The organism is uncultured Acinetobacter sp., from assembly GCF_947626835.1.
Lineage (GTDB): Bacteria > Pseudomonadota > Gammaproteobacteria > Pseudomonadales > Moraxellaceae > Acinetobacter.
Genome location: NZ_CANQTS010000011.1, coordinates 18,568 through 41,582 on the forward strand (window position 1 = coordinate 18,568; position 23,015 = coordinate 41,582).

Genomic DNA, 23,015 nt, shown 5'->3' on the forward strand with positions numbered 1-23,015 from the left:
TGAACAACAATGATGATAAGGATGAGACAACAATGACATTTGCACCACAAATCAAGATTGCTGCCACTTATATGCGTGGTGGAACCAGCAAAGGGGTATTTTTTAAGCTTGAAGATTTACCACAAGCGGCACAAGTACCGGGACGTATTCGTGATCAAATTTTACGACGTGTCATTGGTAGTCCAGACCCTTATGGCAAGCAAATTGATGGCATGGGTGGGGCAACATCAAGTACCAGTAAAACTGTTATTGTGGCCAAAAGCGAGCAAGCCGGCCATGATGTGGACTATTTGTTTGGTCAAGTTGCTATTGATCAAGCTTTTGTTGATTGGAGCGGCAACTGCGGCAACTTAACCGCAGCGGTCGGTGCATTTGCCATTAGCCAAGGTTTAGTGGATGCAAGTAAAATTCCCGAAAATGGGATATGCACAGTCAAGATTTGGCAAAAAAATATTGGCAAAACCATTGTGGCACATGTCCCAATCACCCAAGGTCAAGTCCAAGAAACGGGTGATTTTGAACTTGATGGCGTCACATTTCCTGCCGCAGAAGTACAAATTGAATTTTTAGATCCAGCCGATGATGGTGAGGATGGCGGTGCCATGTTCCCTACAGGCAATTTAGTGGATCAGTTTGATGTACCAGAGATTGGCACATTTCAAGCCACCTTTATTAATGCTGGTATTCCAACCATTTTTATTAATGCTGAAGATTTAGGCTTTGCAGGCACTGAATTACAAGATGCGATTAATGGTAATACAGCAACCTTAGCGCGGTTAGAAACCATTCGTGCCTATGGTGCTAAGTACATGGGCTTAATTCAGGAAGTCAGTGAAGCAGCACAGCGTCAACATACACCTAAACTGGCTTTTGTAGCCAAGCCTAAACCCTATACAACCTCAAGTGGTAAAGCCTTAAACCCAGAAGATTGTGATTTACTGGTACGTGCTTTATCTATGGGTAAATTGCATCATGCCATGATGGGCACTGCTGCGGTTGCTATTGGTACTGCTGCAGCCATCCCAGGTACCTTAGTCAATTTAGCAGCCGGTGGCGGGGCACGTGAAGCAGTGCGTTTTGGTCATCCATCGGGTACATTGCGCGTAGGTGCACAAGCCATTCAAGAAAATGGACAATGGGTGGTTAAAAAAGCGGTGATGAGCCGTAGTGCGCGCGTGCTCATGGAGGGGTGGGTACGTATCCCACAAGATATTCTAGCTTGAAAAACAGACAAGCGTCATTCAGGCTGCGACCAAACTCTGTTAGCATGTAATGAGTAGGCGGTTTGTGTGGTGCTATGTTGGTTGCGGATTTTCAACAATATCCTTTAGCAAAATGGCAGGATCTGATCCAGATCTTGCCAATTGCCGCTGTGTTGTTGGCACCTGATGCTAAAATTTTGCTTGCTAACCAAGCCTATGCGGATTTTTTTACCAAGGATGCCGATGCCATAGTGGGTATGCATCTCAAAGACCTAGATATAGATTGCTATCACTCCTTTTGCAATGATTTGCGTATCTTAAATGCAGGTCAAAAAATATTGCCTTTTGAGCACAAATTTGCCGGACGCGAGCATCGTTTAAATTTTCAAGCCTATTATAATACTGATCAGCAACTACATGCGGTCTTGCTTTGTGCAGTCGATGTGAGTGATTTAACCGCACGTCAGCATTTGCTGGCCCAATATAATCAGCATTTACAACAAAAATTAGACTTTGATGAGTTAACGGGTCTTGCCAGTCGGCATGCTTTTCAACGCAAACTAAAACAGCAAAATGCTTTGGTGGTGGCCTTGTTGGATCTTGATGACTTTAAAATGTTGAACGACGATTACGGTCATGTGTTTGCCGATCGTGTTTTAGTCGAATTTGGTAAACACTTAAAGCACTTAAGCGCACAATATCATTGGCCAACCATTTATCGTGTTGGTGGTGAAGAGTTTGTGATGTTGTTTGAGCAACACACTTTAAGTGGTGCATGCGCAATTGTAAATCAGGTTCGGCAGGCGGTCTTGGCATTAAATGGTGCATTTGCTGTGCCTGAGGCGACCATTTCAGTGTCGTGTGGCGTGGCGGCAGTACGTCATTCGCTTACGGTTGTGCAAGCATTAGATCATGCCGATCGAGCCATGTATCAAGCCAAAGCACAGGGTAAAAATGCAGTGTATTATTATCAACGGCAGCAGTTTTATCCTTATGTGTAGGATGCATTTTCAGCCAGAAAACCGTATGATGTTGAGCGCAATTCCAACCTATTGATTCGAGGCGCAAGTGTCAATTTCGCACCACAATGCACTTACATCTGCACAACAACAGATTCAGCAAGATTTAAATACCACTTTACAGGCCTTTGCCTTGCCAGAACCTCTACAGGCAGCGGTGCATCATGCGGTGATGTTAGGTGGAAAACGGGTGCGTCCAGCATTATGCTATGCAACGGCTGCGCTCAACCCTAATCAAAATTTTGCAGCGGTACGCCGTGCGGCAGTGGCAATTGAATTGATTCATTGCTATTCCTTAGCACATGATGATTTGCCATGTATGGATAATGACTTATTGCGCCGCGGTCAGCCGACCTGTCATGCCGCTTTTGGCGAAGATACTGCTTTATTGGCAGGTGATATTTTGCAATCTATGGCTTTTGAAGTCTTAGGTAGTCGTTTGTTTGATCAAGCTCAAGCAGTCGATCAAGGAATTGTGCTTAAACAAATGCAAATTTTGGCCACAGCATCTTCAAAAATGGTGTGTGGGCAAGTCTTAGATTTGCAATCTGAGGGTAAACAGGTCGATCAAGCCACTTTAGAAAAAATCCATCAAAATAAAACCGGTGCTTTAATTTCAGCAGCCATTATGCTGGCGGCAGTCACGGTATTTAAAGGCACAGATGTGGCGATTCCAAAATTACGTGAATACGCGCAAGCGATTGGCTTAGCGTTTCAAGTACAAGATGATATTTTAGATATTGTGGCAGACACCCAACAATTGGGTAAAACCGCAGGTAAAGATCAACAAGTCGAAAAATCGACTTATCCGGCATTAATGGGTTTACAAGCGGCACAAGCCTATGCTCAGCAATTACATGACCAAGCTTTTAATGCTTTAAGTCATTTTAGTGAAAATAGCGAACAACTATATGCTATTTCTGAATTTTTATTGCATCGCAAACATTAAGCGCTACAAAAAAAGCAGGCATTATGCCTGCTTTTTTTACTCACTCAACGTGGCATCAGGTGGAATAATATCTCGACCATTGCGTAGTGCAGTCACAGCAGCTGGCTCAAAATCAATCACAATTTTGTCCTCTTTGGCAAAAATCTCATAATGACGAATCAGTTTTTGGTCGCCCTCTAGCGTTTCAACTTTATATTCATCCGCAATATTCATAATGCCATCTAAATTAATGGTGGCAGAGGCTTTATCTTCACGGAACAAGGCATAAAGGTCGCGTAGCTCAAAAGAAACTTGATTGGTATCACTGTGTTTTTGCACATAATTTTGAATATGTCGCACAATCAATTGAGCAAATAAGAAATAATCAGGTTTATGGGTAAAGGATAAGCTCATATTATTGCTCCTTATTGTGATGTCGTTGTTGTTGTAAGGCTTTAATACATAGCATGCAGTGTGATAAAAAGCAGTAAATTTTGCAAAAACAACACAAAAGCTTAAAGCTAGCCAATAGCAATTGCATTAAAAAATAATCTGTTGATCACACCAGCATTGGGACATGTTAAAAACCTTTCATGTATGCACACCCTTTGATCGGCTTAAGGGTAAACGATGTCAGATAAACCTTTAAGCCATGTTGTTGTATAGACAATCTAAAAGCCTTACAGCTGCATTAAGATCTATGTTTTTTCGCTTAGCTTTTGTTTTTTATCAAATCTTTAAAAAGGGCAGTATTTTTTAAGATATGATATGTTGAATCCCTCTTGAAAAAAATAATCAAATTTAAGCTTTTTATTTAATAAACCGATTAATGCCGATTGCAGGGCAGTTAAGCCGAAAAAAACGCTTAAGTGATTAAAAAATCATCCGAAAGACTAAGGTCGATACGCTAGCAACGAAGGTCATCATTCAGGTACAATTGGCGGGATTAATTTTGTGTTTGGTGTATTTGAAGGCCAATACATACATTCTTTGTTAATAAATTAGGCCTGCCAGGAGTTATCCCCGCATGAGTGCCATTACTCCATACGAATGGGCAATTATTGCCTTCGTGATCGGCGTTACATTTCTTTGCGTCTTTATGCTCACTGTCCCATTACTCTTCGGGGGTAAATCATGGGGTCGTGCCAAGCATGAGCAGTTTGAGTCAGGTGTTGTAGGTGCAGGTGGTGCACGTATCCGCTTGTCTGCAAAATTCTATTTGGTTGCTATTTCTTTTGTCGTATTCGACTTAGAAGCATTGTACCTCTACGCATGGTCCGTTTCGGTCCGTGAGGTAGGTTGGGTGGGCTTTGCTGCAGCTGCGGTATTTATTTTAGTTTTATTGGTTGGTTTGTTATACGAAGTTTCTACAGGTGCACTTAACTGGGCGCCGTCTGATAAACGTAAAGCAGCAGGCATTAAAGCTAAAATCGGTTCACCAAATATGGACCTTGCAGAAATTACACGCTTTAACTCAATTGAAGAATTGGTGACTGACCCTACAGGTCAAATTCCAGCGCAATCCTCTGGTCGTGTGAAATCTAAAACACCGGCTATCTCATCTGACAAGGAGTAATACGGGATGAAATATACCTTAACCCGTGCGAATCCGGATGCTGATCAATATCCACTTCAAGAGCGAATCCTTGTAGAAGATCCGCTTTTACAAGAAGAAGTGAATAAAAATGTGTTTATGACTCGTTTAGAGGACGTAGCACATACAGCAGTAAACTGGGGTCGTAAGAACTCAGTTTGGCCATTTAACTTTGGTACGTCGTGCTGCTACGTTGAGTATGCCACCACGTTAACTGGCGTGCATGACTTGTCACGTTTTGGTGCCGAGGTTATTCGTGCTTCACCACGTCAGGCCGACTTAATGATTGTTGCCGGTACCTGCTTTATGAAAATGGCACCTGTTATTCAACGTTTGTACGAACAAATGCTTGAACCAAAATGGGTCATTTCAATGGGTGCTTGTGCCAATTCAGGTGGTATGTACGACATTTATTCGGTTGTACAAGGTGTGGATAAAATTATCCCTGTGGATGTTTACATTCCAGGTTGCCCACCACGTCCTGAAGCATTAATTCAAGCATTAATGTTGCTACAAGACCAAATTCAACTAGAGCGCCGTCCGCTTTCTGCGGTCATTGGTGATGATCTTAAGCCGATTTATAAGCCAAAGATGATGCCAGAACGTGATCGTAAGAATGAACAGCGTATGGCTGTGAAAAACTTGCGCTCTATGGATGAAATTAAATAATTTAAACGACTTAAGTCCTTTCCACACCCATTTGGGTGTTGTTGTCGTTTAGGTTTGAATGAATTTGTATTAAATAGGAAGCCAAGCCAATGGCTGAAGACATTGCTATGCCAGGATCAACACCAATTGATCCACGCCCAGCATTTGCAATTGTAGAAGAGCTCAAAGCCAAATTTGGTGAGAACTTCTACGTGCAAACGACTTTTGAGGATTTCCCAACAGTCTGGGTTGAGCGCGCGCGCGTACAAGAAGTTTTAATGTTCTTGCGTATGGTGTCACGTCCTTACGTGATGCTGTTTGACTTGTCTGCGGTAGATGAGCGTTTACGTACTCACCGCGACGGTTTACCTGCGTCTGACTTTACTGTGTTCTATCACTTGTTATCGCTTGAGCGTAACACCGATATTCGTATCAAAGTTGCTTTAAATGAGAATGATATTAACATTCCTACAGCAACCAACATTTGGCCAAATGCCAACTGGTACGAGCGTGAAGCTTACGATATGTTTGGTATCAATTTCGAAGGGCATCCAATGCTGCGTCGTATTTTGTTACCAACCTATTGGGAAGGTCATCCATTACGTAAAGAATATTCAGCGCGTGCCACTGAATATACGCCGTATATGCAAAACCAAGCCAAGCAAGATTACGAACAAGAACATCTTCGTTTTGTGCCTGAAGACTGGGGTCTAAAACGCGGTAACGCTGATGAAGACTTCATGTTCTTAAACTTAGGTCCTAACCATCCATCTGCCCACGGTGCATTCCGTATTGTGTTGCAGTTAGACGGTGAAGAAGTGAAAGACTGTGTGCCTGATATCGGTTATCACCACCGTGGTGTGGAAAAGATGGCTGAACGTCAAACATGGCATTCATTCATTCCTTATACAGACCGTGTTGACTACTTAGGTGGTTGTGCGCAAAACATGCCTTACGTGTTAGGTGTGGAGCAAATGGCAGGCATTACTGTGCCTGATCGTGCACAATGTATCCGTGTGATGATGTCTGAATTGTTCCGTATTAATAACCACTTATTGTTTATTGGTACTGCAATTCAAGATGCCGGCGGTATGACGCCAGTGTTCTACATGTTCGCCGATCGTCAAAAAATCTATGATGCCATTGAAGCGATCACCGGTTACCGTATGCACCCAGCATGGTTCCGTATTGGTGGTACAGCACATGACCTTCCAAATAACTGGCAACATTTAATCCGTGAAATCTTGGATTGGATGCCAAAACGTTTGAAGGAATACCACACTGCGGCACTGAAAAACTCAGTGTTTATTGGTCGTACCCGTAATGTTGCACAATACGATGCAAAATCTGCATTGGCTTGGGGTGTAACAGGTACAGGTTTACGTGCCACAGGTATCGACTTTGACGTACGTAAATATCGTCCGTATAGCGGTTACGAAAACTACGACTTCGATGTACCAGTTGAGTACGAAGGTGATGCTTACGCGCGTGTGATGGTTCACTATCGCGAAATCGAAGAATCACTGAAAATTATCAAGCAATGTCTTGATAACATGCCATCTGGCGCGTACAAAGCCGACCATCCATTGGCTGTTCCACCGCCAAAAGACAAGACATTACAAGATATTGAAACCTTGATTACGCACTTCTTAAGCGTATCTTGGGGTCCTGTAATGCCAGCAGGCGAAGCGTCTGTGATGGCTGAAGTGGTGAAAGGTGCATCGAACTACTACTTGACTTCTGATAAGTCAACCATGAGTTACCGTACCCGTATTCGTACACCAACCTTCACGCATTTGCAGCAAATGCCTTCTGTGATTAACGGCAGCTTAATGTCTGACTTAATCATTTATTTAGCGACCATTGACGTCGTAATGGCTGACGTGGATCGCTAAGGGGTAAACGCATTATGATGATTTTGACTGATAAAAAACCACGTGTGAACGTTGAAGGGATTTTGACAGCTGACGAAATCCACGAAATTGAACATCACATTGGTCACTACCCGTACCCACGTGCAGCGTGCCTTGATGCGCTTAAGTGTGTACAACGCCGTAATGGTTGGGTAGATGATGCGCAAATGAATGCCATTGCACAAATGCTTTCAATGAGCGTCGCGGATTTAGAAGGTGTTGCAACGTTCTATAACCGTATTTACCGTCAACCTGTAGGCCGCAATGTGATTTTACTTTGTGACTCAATTGCTTGCTTCTTGATGGGTGCTGAAACACTTGCAGAAGCATTCCAACGTGAGCTTGGCATCCAGTTTGGTCAAACCACAGCAGATGGTCGTTTCACGATTTTACCTATTTGTTGTTTAGGTAACTGTGACAAAGGTCCAACGTTGATGATTAACGAAGACACTCACGGTTTAGTGGATGTTTCTTCAGTGAAACAGTTATTGGAGAAGTATGTATGAATACTGAACCAAAACCGATTTATGGCGACGGTAACCCAGAAACACATCCTTTGACTTGGCGTTTAAGCAAACAAGATGCAGTGCGTAGTGCCGATGACTACGAAGCGCTAGACGGCTATGCAGGCTTTAAAAAAGCACTGTCTATGCAGCCTAAAGAAGTCTTGGATGTGGTTAAAGCTGCAACGGTAAAAGGTCGTGGTGGTGCAGGCTTCCCAGCAGGGATCAAATGGTCTTTGATGGCGCCAAATGATAACTCAGGTCCACGTTACTTAATCTGTAACGCCGATGAAATGGAACCGGGTACCTTTAAAGACCGTTTGTTGATGGAAAAACTTCCTCATCAATTGATCGAAGGCATGTTGATTGCAGGCTATACACTAGAAGCGACTCACGGTTATATCTTTATCCGTGGTGAGTACATCGAAGCTGCAAAATACTTAAATGAAGCTTTAGAACAAATTCGTGCTAAAGGTTATTTAGGTGACAACATCTTAGGTACAGGTTGGAACTTTGAGTTACACGTGCATACCGGTGCGGGTCGTTATATCTGTGGTGAAGAAACTGCATTGATTAACTCACTCGAAGGTCGCCGTGCGAATCCACGTACTAAACCACCATTCCCGCAAGTTGCAGGTGCTTGGGGTCGTCCTACGATTGTCAACAACGTAGAAACCTACAACAACTTACCAGCCATTATGTTACGTGGCCCAGAATGGTACGTTGGTTTATCACAAGGTAAATCAAAAGATCCAGGCACTAAAATTTACGGCGCGTCAGGCAAAGTAAAATTCCCAGGTCTTTGGGAATTACCATTTGGTACCACAGCACGTGAAGTAATTGAAGATCACGCTGGCGGCATGAAAGATGGCTTAACGCTTAAAGCATGGTTACCGGGCGGTGCATCAACTGACTTCTTGGCAGCTGAGCATATCGATTTACCAATGGATGCCGAAAGCATCATGAAAGCAGGTTCTCGTTTAGGTACGTGCTTGCTCATGGTGGTGGACGAAACTCAATGTATGGTCTCTGCAACGCGTAACTTAGAAGAATTCTTTGCGCGTGAATCATGTGGTTTCTGTACGCCATGCCGTGATGGTTTACCTTGGGCGGTTAAAGCGCTTAAAGCACTTGAAGATGGTACAGGTAAGAAAGAAGACATCGATCATTTACAAGAGCTTACACGTAAGCTTTGGATTGGTAAGACTTTCTGTGCACATGCTCCTGGTGCAATGGAGCCGCTTATGGGCGCACTTAAATATTTCCGTCATGAGTTTGAAGCGAAAGTCGTTGATGCGGCCGCTAAAACTTCTGATGTAAAACCAGCTTAAGGAATTCGACTATGGCTACAATTCATGTCGATGGCAAATCGTACGAAGTCGACGGTTCAGAGAACTTGCTACAAGCATGTTTGTCTTTGGGTCTGGATATCCCGTACTTTTGTTGGCATCCATCCTTAGGTTCTGTCGGTTCTTGCCGTCAATGTGCGGTGACCCAATACGCGAATCCTGAAGATACGCGTGGTCGCCTAGTGATGTCATGTATGACACCGGCTGCTGACAATACCTATATTTCGATCGAAGACAAAGAAGCCAAAGATTTCCGTGCTTCTATTGTTGAGTTCTTAATGACCAACCATCCACACGACTGTCCAGTGTGTGAAGAAGGTGGTCACTGTCATTTACAAGATATGACAGTCATGACGCAACACGATCGTCGTCGTTATCGTTTCACCAAACGTACGCACTACAACCAAGAGCTTGGCTCATTCATTTCACATGAAATGAACCGTTGTATCGCATGCTACCGTTGTGTTCGTTACTATAAAGACTACGCAGGTGGTACAGACTTTGGCGTGTATGCCAACGCATCACGTGTCTACTTCGGTCGTCCTGAATCAGGTACTTTAGAATCTGAATTCTCAGGTAACTTAACTGAAGTCTGTCCAACGGGTGTATTTACCGATAAAACTCACTCAGAACGCTACAACCGTAAATGGGACATGCAGTATGCGCCAAGCGTATGCCAAGGCTGTTCTTCAGGTTGTAACATCTCTCCGGGTGAGCGTTATGGCGAATTACGTCGTGTAGAAAACCGTTTCAACGGTGAAGTCAACCAATACTTCCTCTGCGATAAAGGTCGTTTTGGTACAGGTTATGTCAACAACGCTGATCGTCCGCGTCAACCACAATTCCGCTCAGGTGCAAACGTCACTACAGTTTCTGTAGACCAAGCGCTTGATACCGTGATTGCAAATATCCAAGGTCAAAAAGTCTTAGGTATTGGTTCGCCACGTGCATCGCTTGAATCGAACTTCGCGCTACGTGAGTTAGTCGGTCAAGACAACTTCTCAACAGGTTTGTCACAAAAAGAACAAAACCTAGTTGAGCTTGCAGCGTCAATCATGCAAACCGAGGGTGTTTACAACCCGAACATGCGTGAAATTGAAAGCTACGATGCGGTGTTAATCTTAGGTGAAGACTTAACCCAAACTGCGCCACGTATGGCCTTATCTGTTCGCCAAGCTGCGAAAAATAAAGGCAAAGAAATGGCGGCAGAGCGCCGTACCCAAGATTGGTTGGCTGAACCTGTGCAACGTATTGCGCAAGATGCTAAATCTCCGATTTACATTTTAGCGGCTACACAAACACGTTTAGCTGACGTTGCGGAAGGCGAAGTGGTTGCTTCTCCAAACGACATTGCGCGTTTAGGTTTTGCAGTTGCTGCTGCGGTTAAAGGTGATGCAATTCTTGGTCTTGATGATGATGCCAAAGCATTTGCTCAAACCATTGCAGATACTTTAAAAGCTGCGAAAAAGCCATTGATCATCTCTGGTACAAGTTTACAAGATGCTGCCATCATGGAAGCTGCTGCACAAGTTGCACAGAATCTGGGTAATGCAGGCTTAACTTTAACTGTGCCTGAAGTGAACTCAATGGGCTTGGCCATCTTTGGTGGCAACAGCTTAGAACAAGCCTTTGCACAAGATTACGACACTGTTGTGATTGTAGAAAATGACCTTTACCGTCGTTTACCTGCAAAACAAGTTGATGCTGCCTTAGCCAAAGCCAAAAACGTGATTGTGCTTGATCACTCAGAAACTGAGACAGTGAAGAAAGCCAATATTGTACTTTCTGCTGCTTCATTTGCTGAAGGTGACGGTACCGTTGTTTCACAAGAAGGCCGTGCACAACGTTTCTACCAAGTGTATGACCCAAGCTATTACAAACCAGAACTTGCCATTAAAGAATCTTGGCGCTGGTTACATGCCATTGAAACAGGCGTGAAAGGTAAAGCGATTTCTTGGACTGTACTTGACGATGTGATTGGGTCTGTTGCGAAAAACGTTCCAGCTTTAGAAGCAATTCAAGATGTAGCCCCGGATGCCGGTTTCCGTGTACATGGCTTAAAAGTTGCGCGTGAACCACGTCGTTACTCAGGTCGTACTGCAATGCGTGCGCCATTGTCGATTCACGAACCAAAACAACCCACAGACAAAGATTCTGCATTAACATTCTCAATGGAAGGTTATGTGGGGAATCAAACGCCATCAGCATTGGTGCCGTTTGCATGGTCTGCAGGTTGGAACTCACCACAAGCTTGGAACAAATTCCAAGAAAACGTGGGCGGTTCATTAAAAGGTGGTGATTCAGGCGTTCGTTTATTCGATCGTTTAGCAAAACGTCCAGCACGTAGCTTTGTTGCGCCAACACCAGTGCTTGTGAATGCTGACAGCTTCCGTCTTGTGCCAATGCACCACATTTTTGCATCAGGTGAATTTACGGTGAAAACACCTGCGATGGAATCACGTATTCCTGAGGCAATGTTTGCGGTAGGTGAGCAAGATGCTGCACGCTTGAATGTTCAAGACGGCCAAAAAATCACAGTGAAAGCGGGTGATACAGAAGTTGTGCTTCCTGTTCAAGTGATTGAATATTTACCTACAGGTTACATCGGTTACCCAGTTGGTCTTGCACCTACGGTATCTCTTGCAGAGCCTGTTTCAGTCAAGGCTGGAGTGTAATTCATGGAACAAGAATTAATGCGTCAAACGCCGCTGTGGGCTGAAAGCTGGCCGATTGCGTACTCAGTGGTTCAAGCGATTGCAATTTTACTTGTGGTTGTTTTAATTGCTGCGTTGATGTCTTTTATTGAACGTCGTCTTTTAGGTCTTTGGCAAGACCGTTACGGTCCTAACCGTGTCGGTCCAGGTGGTATTTTCCAGATCGTTGCTGACATGCTTAAAATCATGTTCAAAGAAGACTGGACACCTAAATTCGTAGACAAATTAACTTTCCGTATGGCACCAGCAGTTGCAATGGCAACTGCGGTGTTATCGTTCATGATCATTCCTGTAACACCATATTTAGGTGTTGCAGACATGAGCATTGGCCTATTGTTCTTTATGGCAATGGCAGGTATTGCTGTGTATGCGGTATTATTTGGTGGTTGGTCATCAAACAACAAATACGCATTACTCGGTGGTCTACGTTCTGCAGCGCAAACCATTTCGTATGAAGTGTTCTTAGGGATCTCGTTAATGGGTGTGGTGGTCATTGCCGGCTCATTTAACTTACGTGAGATCGTAGAAGCTCAACAAGGCGTATGGTTTGTCATTCCACAATTCTTAGGCTTCTTAATCTTTGTGGTGGCAGGTGTTGCGGTAACGCATCGTCACCCATTTGACCAACCAGAAGCAGAGCAAGAATTGGCAGAGGGTTACCACGTCGAGTACGGTGGTATGAAATGGGGTATGTTCTTCGTTGCCGAATATGTAAACGTGGTGTTGATCTCAGCATTGATCGTGACATTATTCTTCGGTGGCTGGTTAGCTCCATTCGGTCTAGATTTCCTTCCACCACTATTTTGGTTTGTGATTAAAACAGCATTCTTTGTAATGATGTTTGTATTGGCACGTGCATCGCTAATGCGTCCACGTTATGACCAAGTCATGAACTTCGGTTGGAAAATTTGTTTGCCATTAACGCTAGTTAACTTGCTAGTTACTGCTGCTGTAGTGTTGTGGTAAGGGCAGGGAGAACAAAATGTTTAAATTTCTAGCTGGGGTCGGGTCAATCGTTCGTTCGTTATTTATGGTGTTTAGCCATGTAACGCGCAAACGTGACACCATTATGTATCCAGAAGTGAAAGCTGAGGACATCGTACCACCACGTTTCCGTGGTCGTATTGTATTAACCCGTGACCCTGATGGTGAAGAGCGCTGTGTTGCGTGTAACCTGTGTGCGGTTGCGTGTCCTGTTGGCTGTATTTCACTACAAAAAGCAGAAAAAGAAGATGGTCGTTGGTATCCGGAATTTTTCCGTATCAACTTCTCACGTTGTATTTTCTGCGGTATGTGTGAAGAAGCATGTCCTACGACTGCCATTCAAATGACACCTGACTTTGAATTGGGTGAATATGTACGTCAAGACTTAGTCTATGAGAAAGAAAACTTACTCATTTCAGGTCCTGGTAAATATCCTGACTATAACTTCTACCGTGTCACAGGTATGGCTGTAAACGGTAAAGATAAAGGTCAAGCACAGCGCGAAAGCAAGCCTGTTGATGTACGGAGTCTATTACCATGATGTGGCCGTTTTATTTGATGGCACTCGTGGCCATCGTCTCTACCATTCGCGTTGTGACCAACGCCAATCCCGTTCATGCTTTATTAAGCTTGATCGTGTCATTACTTGCTGTTGCCGGTATGTTTATGATTGTGGGTGCGCCATTTGCAGGTGCACTTGAAATCATCGTGTATGCAGGCGCGATCATGGTGTTATTCGTTTTCGTCGTGATGATGCTAAACCTAGGTCAAGCGACTGTAGAACAAGAGCGTAAATGGTTAACTTCATCAGCATGGGCATATCCTGCGCTGATGTGTTTCCTCATGGGTTTAACCCTGGTATGGACGCTCAGTTCTGAATACAACGTTGCAGGTCCACTCATGGGCACTGAAATTGTTGGTCCGAAGGCTGTGGGTATTGCACTCTTTACTGAATACTTACTCTTGGTTGAAATCGCTGCCATGTTATTGCTTGCTGCGCTTGTCGCTGCATTCCACATTGGTAAACGTGAACCAGGTGCAGAAGAGGACACACAATAATGGGCAACATTCCTTTAGAGCATGGTTTGATTGTTGCAACAATTCTTTTCGCACTTGGTTTTTACGGTGTGATGGTACGACGCAACCTTCTTTTTATCTTAATGAGCCTTGAAGTCATGATGAACGCTGCTGCCTTAGCGTTTGTATTGGCAGGCAGTGCTTGGGCACAGCCAGATGGCCAAATCATGTTCATCTTGATCTTAACGCTTGCAGCAGCAGAGGCGTGTATCGGTCTTGCGATCGTTCTTCAGTTCTACCATCGCTTCCATCACTTGGATGTAGATGCGGCTAGTGAGATGCGCGGATGAGTTATTTATATTTAACAATTTTATTCCCGCTCATTGGTTTTGTACTATTAGCAGCGGGTCGCCACAAGCTGCCTGAAACGGTTGCTGCCATTATTGGTGTAGGCGCGGTTGGTCTATCTGCATTATTTGCTTTAATTGCAGGTATTGATTTTGTCAACAACGGCAAAGAGTTGTATGTACAACATCTTTGGACGTGGTTTAACGTAGGCGGTTTTGCCCCAGGCATTAGCTTACAACTTGACGGTTTATCATTGCTCATGCTGGGCATGATCACAGGTGTGGGTTTCTTAATTCATATCTTTGCATCATGGTACATGCGTGGTGAACATGATTTTGCACGTTTCTTCTCTTACTTTAACCTGTTCGTTGCAAGCATGTTATTGCTTGTATTGGGTGACAACTTAGCGTTGTTATTCTTAGGTTGGGAAGGCGTAGGTCTATGTTCTTACCTACTGATTGGTTATTACTACCAAACGCCATCAAACGGTTTAGCGGCCATTAAAGCCTTTACCGTAACGCGCGTAGGTGACGTATTCTTACTGATTGCGTTGTTCTTGCTTTACCAACAATTTGGTACCTTGAACACACAATATATCGTAGAAAATGCTGCAACTGTAATGACACAAAGTTCGTCAATTACCTTGTGGACTGCGTTGATGTTGTTCTTAGGTGCAGCAGGTAAATCAGCACAGATTCCGCTACAAACATGGTTAGCAGACGCAATGGCAGGTCCTACACCTGTATCTGCGTTAATTCACGCGGCAACCATGGTCACAGCAGGTGTTTACCTGTGCTGCCGTTTGTTCTCTGTATTTGAACTTGCGCCAGAAGTGATGATGTTTATCTCAATCACAGGTGCAGTGACATTACTTGTGGCTGGTTTTGCAGCGCTGGTTCAAACTGACATTAAACGTATCCTTGCGTACTCAACCATGAGTCAATTGGGTTATATGTTTATGGCAGTGGGTGCTGAAGCATACCAAGCAGGTCTGTTCCACATGCTCACCCACGCATTCTTTAAGGCATTATTATTCTTGTCTTCAGGTGCTGTGATTTTAGCGTTCCATCACGAACAAAACATTTTCAAAATGGGCGGCTTGTTCTACAAGAACAAATTCTTGTTTGCATGTTTCGCAATTGGTGGTGGTGCCTTAGCTGCAATTCCATTCTTAACCATTGGCTTCTTCTCAAAAGATGCAATCTTAGCGGCTGTTTGGACACAAAGTCATTTAGCAGGCTTACCAGTTTACAACACGCTTTACTGGGTAGGTGTTGCAGGTGCGTTCTTAACGTCAATTTATACATTCCGTTTAATTTGGGTGGTATTCTTTGGCAAAGAAAACACGCCTTACCATGAAATTAAAGGCGTAAGCTACTGGATGCCACTTGCAATTCTTGCAGTGTTATCAACAGGTCTTGCGATTGTGCTTAAAGCACCAGTGATGAGCATCCTTGATGCTGCGAACATTCCTGCTTTCATTATTCCTGAAAACTTAGTGGCAGGTGCACATGGCGCCGAATACATCGCAATTGCGGTGGCGTTGTCAGGTTTGGCTGTCGGTGTGGTGTTATTTGCTTTTGCTTACAATACTGTCAAAGGCTTTGCCAATACTTCAGTGGGTGCAGGTTTAGCCAACATTTGCCGTAACGCACTTGGTTTTGATGCGCTGTATGACATCGTTTTTGTTAAACCTTACTTGTTGATTGCTAAAATGTTAGGTCGTGATCCAATCGATGGTTTGTGGCTCATGCTTCCTGCGATTGTTCGCGGTGGTCATAGCTTCACAAGTTCACGTCAAACGGGTTCATTACGCGATTATGCTGCGAGCATGGCATTGGGTATTATTGTACTTCTGATGCTATTGATCGTGATTCAGGTCGTGGGGAAATAAGATGGAAATCACAAACAATTTTCTTTTACCCGCGCTGATCCTTGTACCGTTCATTGCAGGTTTCGCATGTTGGTTGGTCGATAAACTCGACCAACAACTGCCGCGCTATATTGCGCTTGTGGGTATGCTGGTCACACTGGGTTTAACCTTAGTGTTATGGCAAACAGGTACGTATAACTATGAATTAGGCGCTCAAGTTCCGACTTGGTCGGCTGAATTCTTAGTGCCTTGGATTTCATCTTTAGGCATTAACATTCACTTAGCGGTGGATGGTTTATCACTTCTTATGGTGGGCTTAACTGCATTGCTGGGTATTTTAGCAGTCGGTTGTTCATGGGGTGAGATTCAAAAACACGTTGGTTTCTTCCACTTAAACCTTTTATGGTCATTAGGTGGTGTGATTGGTGTGTTCTTAGCGATTGACTTGTTCTTGTTCTTCTTCTTCTGGGAGATGATGCTGGTTCCAATTTACTTCTTGATCGCACTTTGGGGTCATAAAGGTGATGCGGGCAAGTCACGCGTATATGCGGCCAATAAATTCTTTATCTATACCCAAGTTGCAGGTTTAATCATGCTCATCGGTATCCTAGGTATGGTGATCTATGGTTACATGATGACGGGTAACATTAGCTTTAACTACAACTTCTTGTTGGGTGTGGCCAATACTTTAGATGCACAAGTGCCTTCATTGGCGTATGCATTTATGATCTGTATGTTTATTGGTTTTGCGGTAAAACTTCCAGTTTTCCCATTACATGGCTGGTTACCAGATGCCCACGCGCAAGCACCAACAGCAGGTTCTGTTGACTTAGCGGGTATCTTAATTAAAACAGCAGCGTACGGTTTATTGCGTTTTGTGATTCCGTTCTTCCCAGCTGCATCTGCACAATTTGCAGATATTGCCATCATCTTCGGTTTAATTGGTATTTTCTACGGCGCTTGGTGTGCTTTCCAACAAACCGATATGAAACGTTTATTGGCGTACACGTCGATTTCACACATGGGCTTTATCTTACTTGCGATTTACGCAGGTAACATCTTAACCTTCCAAGGTTTAATGATCATGATGTTGGCACACGGTTTGTCGTCTGCTGCGTTGTTCATTATGTGTGGTCAAGTCTACGAGCGTTTACATACACGTGATTTACGCTTAATGGGCGGTATTCGTGGTCAGTTCCCATACCTTGCATTCTTCTTAATGTTCTTTGTTGCAGCATTGGTTGGTATTCCAGGTTTAGGTAACTTTATTGGTGAATTCTTGATCCTGATGGGTTCATATGCAAAATTCCCATTGTTCACGATCCTTGCCACCATCAGCTTGGTTTTTGCCGGTCTTTACGGTTTAATCTTAATTCACAAAGCATTGTTTGGCGTGCCAAACGAAGAGCAGCGTGAACATTATGCGTCTTTAAAAGATTTAAATGCGCGTGAAGTGATTGTACTTTTAATCTGTGCCGTTGGTCTGTTATGGCTTGGTCTGTACCCACAAAGCTTCCTTGATATTTCAAATTCAAGCATGGCGTGGTTAGCAAACAGCTACATTCCAGTGCAAGAAGTCGTTGAAGTTGCTCAAGAAGCTTCAGTTCAACTCGAAAATGTGGAGATCCAATAAGTCATGAACTTCACAATGTCATTTTCTGAACTTATGCCATTAGCACCTGTCATGATTGTCGGTTTGACCGCAATCGTGGCGATGCTACTGACAGCGATTAAACGTAACCATAACCTTGTTGCAACTGCAGCGGTGATGGGTTTAAACCTGTCTGCAATTTACCTTTTAGTAATGTTATTTGGTTCAAGCTTTGCTCCATCCAATGTGATGGGCATGTTTATGGTTGACCAATTTACAGTGCTATATCAATTGATCGCAGTGGTTGCAGCACTGGCTTGCTGCACACTGTCACATGCCTATATTGAAGGCTATAAAGACCACCGCGAAGAGCTGTATCTGTTGATGCTGTTCTCTGTGGCGGGTGCTATGCTCATGGTGGCAAGCTCGCACTATGCATCGTTCTTTATTAGCTTAGAGTTAATGTCAATTCCTGTATACGGTATGTTGGCCTATACGCATCAGCGTACTAAGTCACTCGAAGCAGGTGTTAAATACTTAGTTCTATCAGCGACTGCATCTGCAATGTTGCTGATGGGTATGGCGTACATTTATGCTTACACAGGTTCATTGTCATTCTATGATTCTGTACAAGCGTTAATTGAAAACATCTCTCAGCCCATGGTGATTTTAGGTTTAGGCTTAATCATCTTTGCTGTGGCGTTTAAATTATCTTTAGCGCCATTCCACAAGTGGACGCCAGATGTATACGCAGGTGCACCAGCACCAATGGCCACGTTCTTAGCAACAGCTGCCAAAGTCGCAACCATTGGTTTGTTTGTACGTTATTTATTAACCTCAGGCGCAATCTTAATTGATTCGATTGTGACGATTTTAACCATTCTTGCAGTGTTATCGATTGTTGTAGGTAACTTGTTAGCAGTTAAACAGGTGAACTTAAAGCGTATCTTAGCGTACTCATCAATTGCACATTTTGGTTACTTGTTGATTGGTTTAATCAGCATGACCTATGCAAGCTTAGGCAACGTCAGTGTGTATGTGATCACTTATGTATTAACTACTATCGGTGCCTTTGGTGCGATTGCGTTGATGTCTAGCCCATACAACAACCTTGATGAAGCTGAAAGCTTAGCTGATTACCGTGGTTTATTCTGGCGTCGTCCAGTATTAACTGCAGTGCTGACAGTGATGATGTTGTCTTTAGCGGGTATTCCGTTAACTGCAGGCTTCATTGGTAAGTTCTTAGTGATCATGGCTGCGGTCACCACTCAGCATTGGTTCTTAGCGGCAATGATCATTGTCGGTTCTGGTATTGGTTTGTACTACTACCTGCGTGTGATGGTAGTGATGTATATGACACCGCCAGAAACACCACGTATTGATGCCGAAAAAGAATGGGGTCAAAAAGTGGGTGGTATCATGGTGTTAATCGTGACTGCTGCTGTATTGTTGATCGGTGTTTATCCAGATCCAATTATCCAACTTGCACTTGAAACAGAGATTTTATCTCCGCTTCATTTTATGTTAAGCCAGCAATAATTTAAAATTATTCTAACTTAACAAAAAAGCCCTCAGTTTGAGGGCTTTTTTTATTTATCCCATCTGGCAAAAAGCTCTATAATAGAACAAATTTTATCTTTAACCTTTTAGGTGCTCTCCCGTGGCTATTCATGAAATTCGACATCCACTTATTCGACATAAACTCGGTCTTTTACGCCGTGCTGACATTAGTACCAAGAACTTCCGCGAGTTAGCGCAAGAAGTCACTATGCTTCTTACCTACGAAGCAACCAAAGATTTACCGATGGTTGAACAGGAAATTGACGGCTGGAACGGCACAGTGACTGTAGATCGTATTGCAGGCAAAAAAATTACCGTAGTACCGATTTTACGTGCTGGTATTGGCATGTTAGATGGCTTTTTAAACCTTATTCCAAGTGCCAAAGTATCGGTTTTGGGTTTAGAGCGTGACGAAGAAACCCTAGAAGCACGCACTTACTACAAAAAATTAGTCCCTGATGTACAAAATCGCCTTGCGATGATCATTGACCCAATGCTAGCTACAGGTTCATCTTTGGTGGCTGCAATTGATGTATTAAAGGCAAGTGGCTGTAAAGATATTCGTGTGATGGTTCTTGTAGCGGCTCCAGAAGGCATTCAACGTGTTGAAGCTGCCCATCCTGATGTGATCATGTTTACTGCCTCAATTGATGATGGTTTAAACGAAAATGGTTATATCGTGCCAGGTCTAGGGGACGCAGGCGATAAAATCTTTGGTTCTGTGCAAAAAGATTGATGTTTACAGAGCATAAAAAGAGGCTAGTGTAGCCTCTTTTTTATATAATCTATTGAAGTAACTTACAAGATAGGGCAGCGCAATGAAAGATGAATTATTACAAGGCAAGATCAAGCAGTACGATGCAACTAAAGGCTTTGGTTTTATTGGTTATGTAGACGGTGATATCTTTTTCCATATTTCAGATTTCCCACAAGATGGGGTTGAACCTAAGCGTAATGAACGGGTTAAATTTGTCGCACAGCGTAATGGCGAAAAATTTAAAGCAGTAAAAATTGAGCGTGTTGAAGATACCTCTAAAAAGGCGGTCAAATCAAAAGTCGCAAAACATAATAAATCGATTACATCGGCGCTCTTATCAAATTTACGTGGTTAATCAAACCATGCTCAAAAAGAGGTCATTAGACCTCTTTTTGTATATTTAAAACATTAAAAAATAAATGGGGGTTATGATGCAAAAACAACAAGGTTCAGTCGTTATTGGTTTAGTGATATTGTTAAGTTTAGCTGCATTATTTGGGGTGTATTGGGGTTATCAAAAGTATCAAGCCCATCAACACATGCAACAGCAACATGTACAGCAACTCATGGCACAGCAACAACAGATTGTTCTGGCCCAGCGTGCAGTACATGGCAATTTACCCGATGAAATTAAAGTGCAACCCACTGAGCGTCAAGCTTTAGTCGAGCGTACACCTATTCAAACACAGCCGCTGAGCGCACGTAAAGAGTTTAAGTGTGATGGGCGAGAGCATTGTTCACAAATGCGCTCTTATGAAGAAGCTGCGTTTTTTAATCAATATTGCCCTAATACTAAAATGGATGGTGATCAAGATGGTATTCCATGTGAACAACAGTTCAAACGCGGTATTTAAACATTTTGCATAAAAACTTAACAATAGTGCACAATGCTCAATTTTTTTGTTTACAATATCACCTACATGGAAAGGGGAATAAAGCTGCGTAAGACAGCCAACCACTTGTTGATACACCATTAAAGTGATGATAATGAAAAAATTGAGTATATTGCGACAGCCTAAATGGTTCATGGGTTTAATGATCGTGCTGTTGTTGGTTGGTTTAGGTTATATACACATCTCTAATCAACGCGCATCCATGATGGTGAAATTGGTCGATTCACAGCAAAAACAATTATTAGATTATAAAAGACAAGGCATGGTACGTCATTCTGAGTTTAAAATTCAGCCACGCCAGTCGTATTACTGTGCAGGGCGTTTTTATTGTGTTGAGAAAGCATGTCTGGGGCCTTAAAAAAGCACCCGAAGGTGCTTGAATTATTTTTCACAAAATCGCATAAAGGCTTTAAGTCCCGGTCCTTGGTATTTTTGACGATGCACCAACATAAACAGTGGGCGAGCCAATTGCCAAAAGGGAGTTTTTAAAATCACCAACTGACCTTTTTCAAGTAAAGGTTCAATGGCAAGTTTTGAAATACAAGACAAGCCAATACCACCAGCCACGATTTTTAAAATTGCTTCATTATGACCCAAGGTCAGGCGAATATTGGCATCTGGTACATCTTGTAAAATGGCGTTATCAAACACTTCGCGTGTGCCTGAGCCTTCTTCACGTAAAATCCACTCAGCATCCACAAAATCTAAAGGCGTGAGCGCACGTTGAATTTGTGCAATCGGATGAGTCGGTGCACAACATACGGCTAACTCATCATCACGCCAATGAATACATTGTAATTGGGGTAAATGACATGAACCTTCAATTAAAGCCAAATCAAGCTGAAATTGATTAACCGCCTCAATCATTTGGCGAGTATTGCCCACTTGTAATTGTAAATGTGCTTGGGGTTGAACCTGTAAAAAATCTGCCATTAAATCAGGCATTAAGTAATCACTAATGGTTAAGGTTGCCCCTAAACGTAGATCAATACTTTGTAATTCACCTTTTGCCGCTTGTTCAAACGCTTCGCAACGACCTAAAATCTCGAGCGCTTGAGGCAGTAAAAAACGCCCTAAGTCATTGAGTTGTAATCGCTTGCCTAAACGATCGAACAGTGGAGCACCTAAACCATCTTCAAGATCAGCCAGTGCCATGCTCGCCGCGCTTTGCGTAAGCTTGACTGCATCACTGGCTTTGGTGACGGTACCCTCTTGAGCGACTGCTACAAAAACAGCCAGCTGACGTAATGTCATGCGCATGAATATAGCCTTAAGATTGAAAAAATATTCATAAATTATCGTGTCATGCTACCATGAGCACAGTCTTTGATGCCACGTTGAAATTATGTCAATTGAGAAATTTACACAAGAAAAGGTTTTATCTGTACATCGTTGGACCAATACCTTGTTTAGCTTTACCTTAACCCGTCCTGCGCATTTTAAGTTTACAGCAGGGCAATTTGCTCGTATTGGACTCAAAGTCGGTGATGAGTTGGTGGTACGTGCCTATTCGGTGGTGTCATCGCCGTTTGATGAAACCTTAGAGTTTTTCTCAATTGTGGTACCCGATGGCGCATTCACCTCAAATTTACAGCATTTAAAAGTCGGTGATGCACTGTATTTAGAGAAGATTCCCTATGGCTTTTTAACCCTTGCACGGTATCAGCTGCCACTGCCACAAGATTTATGGTTATTGGGAACCGGTACAGGGTTAGCACCATTTTTATCTATGCTGCAAGATTTTGACACGTGGTCAAAATATCAAAACATCAATTTAGTCTATAGCGTGCGTACCCAAGCTGAATTGGCTTATAGCGAGCGTATTGTACAGATTGCTGCCACCTTTGGTGAGGGGCATACAGGCTTTAAGTTTATCCCGATTATTACCCGAGACCCAAATGCCGCTTTGCATGAGCGCTTACCGGTCTTAATTGCCAATGGTGAGCTTGAAAAAGCCGCAGGTATGCCACTCAATCCACAAACAAGCCATGTGATGCTGTGTGGTAACCCACAGATGGTAGATGATACTAAAGACGCGTTAAAAGCCCGTGGTCTGACTATGAATCGCCGTGGTGAGGGTAATATTGCCGTGGAAAATTACTGGTAATTTCATGCTATAAAA

General features: G+C 43.2%; 23 protein-coding genes. 21 read left to right on the plus strand and 2 right to left on the minus strand.

Features of this window, described 5'->3' with window-relative positions; all coding sequences use genetic code 11:
* Positions 1-32: 32 nt before the first annotated feature.
* The 3 genes from prpF (at position 33) to Q0Z55_RS06460 (ending at position 3,170) form a co-directional block, all read left to right on the plus strand.
* Positions 33-1,223, plus strand: a complete 1,191-nt coding sequence (gene prpF / locus Q0Z55_RS06450) for a 2-methylaconitate cis-trans isomerase PrpF (RefSeq protein WP_297425894.1) — start codon at positions 33-35, stop codon at positions 1,221-1,223.
* Positions 1,224-1,297: 74 nt separating this feature from the next.
* Positions 1,298-2,203, plus strand: a complete 906-nt coding sequence (locus Q0Z55_RS06455) for a sensor domain-containing diguanylate cyclase (RefSeq protein ID WP_297425897.1) — start codon at positions 1,298-1,300, stop codon at positions 2,201-2,203.
* Between the two features lie 67 nt (positions 2,204-2,270).
* Entirely contained in the window at positions 2,271-3,170 is a 900-nt protein-coding gene (locus Q0Z55_RS06460) for a farnesyl diphosphate synthase (protein WP_297425901.1), read from the plus strand.
* A 36-nt stretch (positions 3,171-3,206) separates the two neighbouring features.
* Here the strand turns inward: Q0Z55_RS06460 and Q0Z55_RS06465 are convergent, their stop codons facing one another.
* On the minus strand, positions 3,207-3,563 hold the full coding sequence (locus Q0Z55_RS06465; RefSeq protein ID WP_297425903.1) for a hypothetical protein: 357 nt from the start codon (positions 3,561-3,563) through the stop codon (positions 3,207-3,209).
* Positions 3,564-4,176: 613 nt separating this feature from the next.
* On the opposite strand from Q0Z55_RS06465, the gene ndhC reads away from it, so the two are divergent.
* The 17 genes from ndhC (at position 4,177) to Q0Z55_RS06550 (ending at position 21,251) form a co-directional block, all read left to right on the plus strand.
* Positions 4,177-4,725 (plus strand): NADH-quinone oxidoreductase subunit A, encoded by a 549-nt coding sequence (ndhC, locus tag Q0Z55_RS06470; RefSeq protein WP_297425906.1) that lies wholly within the window; start codon positions 4,177-4,179, stop codon positions 4,723-4,725.
* A gap of 6 nt (positions 4,726-4,731) precedes the next feature.
* Positions 4,732-5,412, plus strand: coding sequence for an NADH-quinone oxidoreductase subunit B family protein (locus tag Q0Z55_RS06475; RefSeq protein WP_297425909.1), 681 nt, complete (start codon positions 4,732-4,734; stop codon positions 5,410-5,412).
* An 89-nt stretch (positions 5,413-5,501) separates the two neighbouring features.
* Positions 5,502-7,286 (plus strand): NADH-quinone oxidoreductase subunit C/D, encoded by a 1,785-nt coding sequence (nuoC, locus tag Q0Z55_RS06480; protein ID WP_297425912.1) that lies wholly within the window; start codon positions 5,502-5,504, stop codon positions 7,284-7,286.
* A 14-nt stretch (positions 7,287-7,300) separates the two neighbouring features.
* Positions 7,301-7,810 (plus strand): NADH-quinone oxidoreductase subunit NuoE, encoded by a 510-nt coding sequence (gene nuoE / locus Q0Z55_RS06485; protein WP_122899213.1) that lies wholly within the window; start codon positions 7,301-7,303, stop codon positions 7,808-7,810.
* Entirely contained in the window at positions 7,807-9,138 is a 1,332-nt protein-coding gene (gene nuoF, locus Q0Z55_RS06490) for an NADH-quinone oxidoreductase subunit NuoF (RefSeq protein ID WP_297425919.1), read from the plus strand. Before nuoE ends, nuoF begins: the two co-directional genes overlap by 4 nt.
* An 11-nt stretch (positions 9,139-9,149) precedes the next feature.
* The gene (nuoG, locus tag Q0Z55_RS06495) at positions 9,150-11,831 is read left to right on the plus strand and encodes an NADH-quinone oxidoreductase subunit NuoG (RefSeq protein WP_297425920.1); all 2,682 of its coding nucleotides are present in this window, start codon (positions 9,150-9,152) and stop codon (positions 11,829-11,831) included.
* Between the two features lie 3 nt (positions 11,832-11,834).
* Positions 11,835-12,836, plus strand: coding sequence for an NADH-quinone oxidoreductase subunit NuoH (nuoH, locus tag Q0Z55_RS06500; RefSeq protein ID WP_297425923.1), 1,002 nt, complete (start codon positions 11,835-11,837; stop codon positions 12,834-12,836).
* 16 nt (positions 12,837-12,852) lie between these two features.
* The gene (gene nuoI, locus Q0Z55_RS06505; RefSeq protein WP_297425926.1) at positions 12,853-13,395 is read left to right on the plus strand and encodes an NADH-quinone oxidoreductase subunit NuoI; all 543 of its coding nucleotides are present in this window, start codon (positions 12,853-12,855) and stop codon (positions 13,393-13,395) included.
* The gene (gene nuoJ / locus Q0Z55_RS06510) at positions 13,395-13,913 is read left to right on the plus strand and encodes an NADH-quinone oxidoreductase subunit J (protein ID WP_297426016.1); all 519 of its coding nucleotides are present in this window, start codon (positions 13,395-13,397) and stop codon (positions 13,911-13,913) included. Before nuoI ends, nuoJ begins: the two co-directional genes overlap by 1 nt.
* On the plus strand, positions 13,913-14,221 hold the full coding sequence (gene nuoK / locus Q0Z55_RS06515) for an NADH-quinone oxidoreductase subunit NuoK (RefSeq protein ID WP_297425929.1): 309 nt from the start codon (positions 13,913-13,915) through the stop codon (positions 14,219-14,221). The genes nuoJ and nuoK overlap by 1 nt, the downstream gene beginning before the upstream one ends.
* Positions 14,218-16,113, plus strand: coding sequence for an NADH-quinone oxidoreductase subunit L (gene nuoL / locus Q0Z55_RS06520; protein ID WP_297425932.1), 1,896 nt, complete (start codon positions 14,218-14,220; stop codon positions 16,111-16,113). Before nuoK ends, nuoL begins: the two co-directional genes overlap by 4 nt.
* A gap of 7 nt (positions 16,114-16,120) precedes the next feature.
* A complete protein-coding gene (nuoM, locus tag Q0Z55_RS06525) occupies positions 16,121-17,725 on the plus strand; it encodes an NADH-quinone oxidoreductase subunit M (RefSeq protein ID WP_297426019.1) in 1,605 nt (534 codons plus the stop codon).
* Positions 17,726-17,728: 3 nt separating this feature from the next.
* Positions 17,729-19,222, plus strand: a complete 1,494-nt coding sequence (nuoN, locus tag Q0Z55_RS06530) for an NADH-quinone oxidoreductase subunit NuoN (RefSeq protein WP_297425935.1) — start codon at positions 17,729-17,731, stop codon at positions 19,220-19,222.
* A 121-nt stretch (positions 19,223-19,343) separates the two neighbouring features.
* Entirely contained in the window at positions 19,344-19,979 is a 636-nt protein-coding gene (gene upp, locus Q0Z55_RS06535) for a uracil phosphoribosyltransferase (RefSeq protein ID WP_297425938.1), read from the plus strand.
* Positions 19,980-20,061: 82 nt separating this feature from the next.
* On the plus strand, positions 20,062-20,355 hold the full coding sequence (locus tag Q0Z55_RS06540; protein WP_297425941.1) for a cold shock domain-containing protein: 294 nt from the start codon (positions 20,062-20,064) through the stop codon (positions 20,353-20,355).
* A 76-nt stretch (positions 20,356-20,431) separates the two neighbouring features.
* Positions 20,432-20,854, plus strand: a complete 423-nt coding sequence (locus tag Q0Z55_RS06545) for an excalibur calcium-binding domain-containing protein (RefSeq protein ID WP_297425943.1) — start codon at positions 20,432-20,434, stop codon at positions 20,852-20,854.
* A 133-nt stretch (positions 20,855-20,987) separates the two neighbouring features.
* A complete protein-coding gene (locus Q0Z55_RS06550) occupies positions 20,988-21,251 on the plus strand; it encodes a hypothetical protein (RefSeq protein WP_297425946.1) in 264 nt (87 codons plus the stop codon).
* Positions 21,252-21,274: 23 nt separating this feature from the next.
* Here Q0Z55_RS06550 and gigC read toward each other — a convergent pair whose 3' ends face one another.
* A complete protein-coding gene (gigC, locus tag Q0Z55_RS06555) occupies positions 21,275-22,153 on the minus strand; it encodes a LysR family transcriptional regulator GigC (protein ID WP_297425950.1) in 879 nt (292 codons plus the stop codon).
* An 85-nt stretch (positions 22,154-22,238) separates the two neighbouring features.
* On the opposite strand from gigC, the gene Q0Z55_RS06560 reads away from it, so the two are divergent.
* Positions 22,239-23,000 carry a ferredoxin--NADP reductase gene (locus Q0Z55_RS06560; protein ID WP_297425952.1) on the plus strand — a complete coding sequence of 254 codons (762 nt, stop codon included), beginning with the start codon at positions 22,239-22,241 and terminating at the stop codon, positions 22,998-23,000.
* The last annotated feature ends 15 nt before the right edge of the window (positions 23,001-23,015 follow it).

Coding starts and splice junctions, on each gene's coding strand:
- nuoH (WP_297425923.1), top strand. CDS start 11,835: ATGGAACAAGAATTAATGCGTCAAACGCCGCTGTGGGCTGAAAGCTGG.
- nuoJ (WP_297426016.1), top strand. CDS start 13,395: ATGTGGCCGTTTTATTTGATGGCACTCGTGGCCATCGTCTCTACCATT.
- nuoG (WP_297425920.1), top strand. CDS start 9,150: ATGGCTACAATTCATGTCGATGGCAAATCGTACGAAGTCGACGGTTCA.
- nuoF (WP_297425919.1), top strand. CDS start 7,807: ATGAATACTGAACCAAAACCGATTTATGGCGACGGTAACCCAGAAACA.
- Q0Z55_RS06545 (WP_297425943.1), top strand. CDS start 20,432: ATGCAAAAACAACAAGGTTCAGTCGTTATTGGTTTAGTGATATTGTTA.
- gigC (WP_297425950.1), bottom strand. CDS start 22,153: ATGCGCATGACATTACGTCAGCTGGCTGTTTTTGTAGCAGTCGCTCAA.
- Q0Z55_RS06550 (WP_297425946.1), top strand. CDS start 20,988: ATGAAAAAATTGAGTATATTGCGACAGCCTAAATGGTTCATGGGTTTA.
- nuoE (WP_122899213.1), top strand. CDS start 7,301: ATGATGATTTTGACTGATAAAAAACCACGTGTGAACGTTGAAGGGATT.
- nuoC (WP_297425912.1), top strand. CDS start 5,502: ATGGCTGAAGACATTGCTATGCCAGGATCAACACCAATTGATCCACGC.
- nuoL (WP_297425932.1), top strand. CDS start 14,218: ATGAGTTATTTATATTTAACAATTTTATTCCCGCTCATTGGTTTTGTA.
- Q0Z55_RS06540 (WP_297425941.1), top strand. CDS start 20,062: ATGAAAGATGAATTATTACAAGGCAAGATCAAGCAGTACGATGCAACT.
- nuoK (WP_297425929.1), top strand. CDS start 13,913: ATGGGCAACATTCCTTTAGAGCATGGTTTGATTGTTGCAACAATTCTT.
- Q0Z55_RS06455 (WP_297425897.1), top strand. CDS start 1,298: ATGTTGGTTGCGGATTTTCAACAATATCCTTTAGCAAAATGGCAGGAT.
- Q0Z55_RS06560 (WP_297425952.1), top strand. CDS start 22,239: ATGTCAATTGAGAAATTTACACAAGAAAAGGTTTTATCTGTACATCGT.
- Q0Z55_RS06465 (WP_297425903.1), bottom strand. CDS start 3,563: ATGAGCTTATCCTTTACCCATAAACCTGATTATTTCTTATTTGCTCAA.
- nuoN (WP_297425935.1), top strand. CDS start 17,729: ATGAACTTCACAATGTCATTTTCTGAACTTATGCCATTAGCACCTGTC.
- Q0Z55_RS06475 (WP_297425909.1), top strand. CDS start 4,732: ATGAAATATACCTTAACCCGTGCGAATCCGGATGCTGATCAATATCCA.
- ndhC (WP_297425906.1), top strand. CDS start 4,177: ATGAGTGCCATTACTCCATACGAATGGGCAATTATTGCCTTCGTGATC.
- prpF (WP_297425894.1), top strand. CDS start 33: ATGACATTTGCACCACAAATCAAGATTGCTGCCACTTATATGCGTGGT.
- nuoI (WP_297425926.1), top strand. CDS start 12,853: ATGTTTAAATTTCTAGCTGGGGTCGGGTCAATCGTTCGTTCGTTATTT.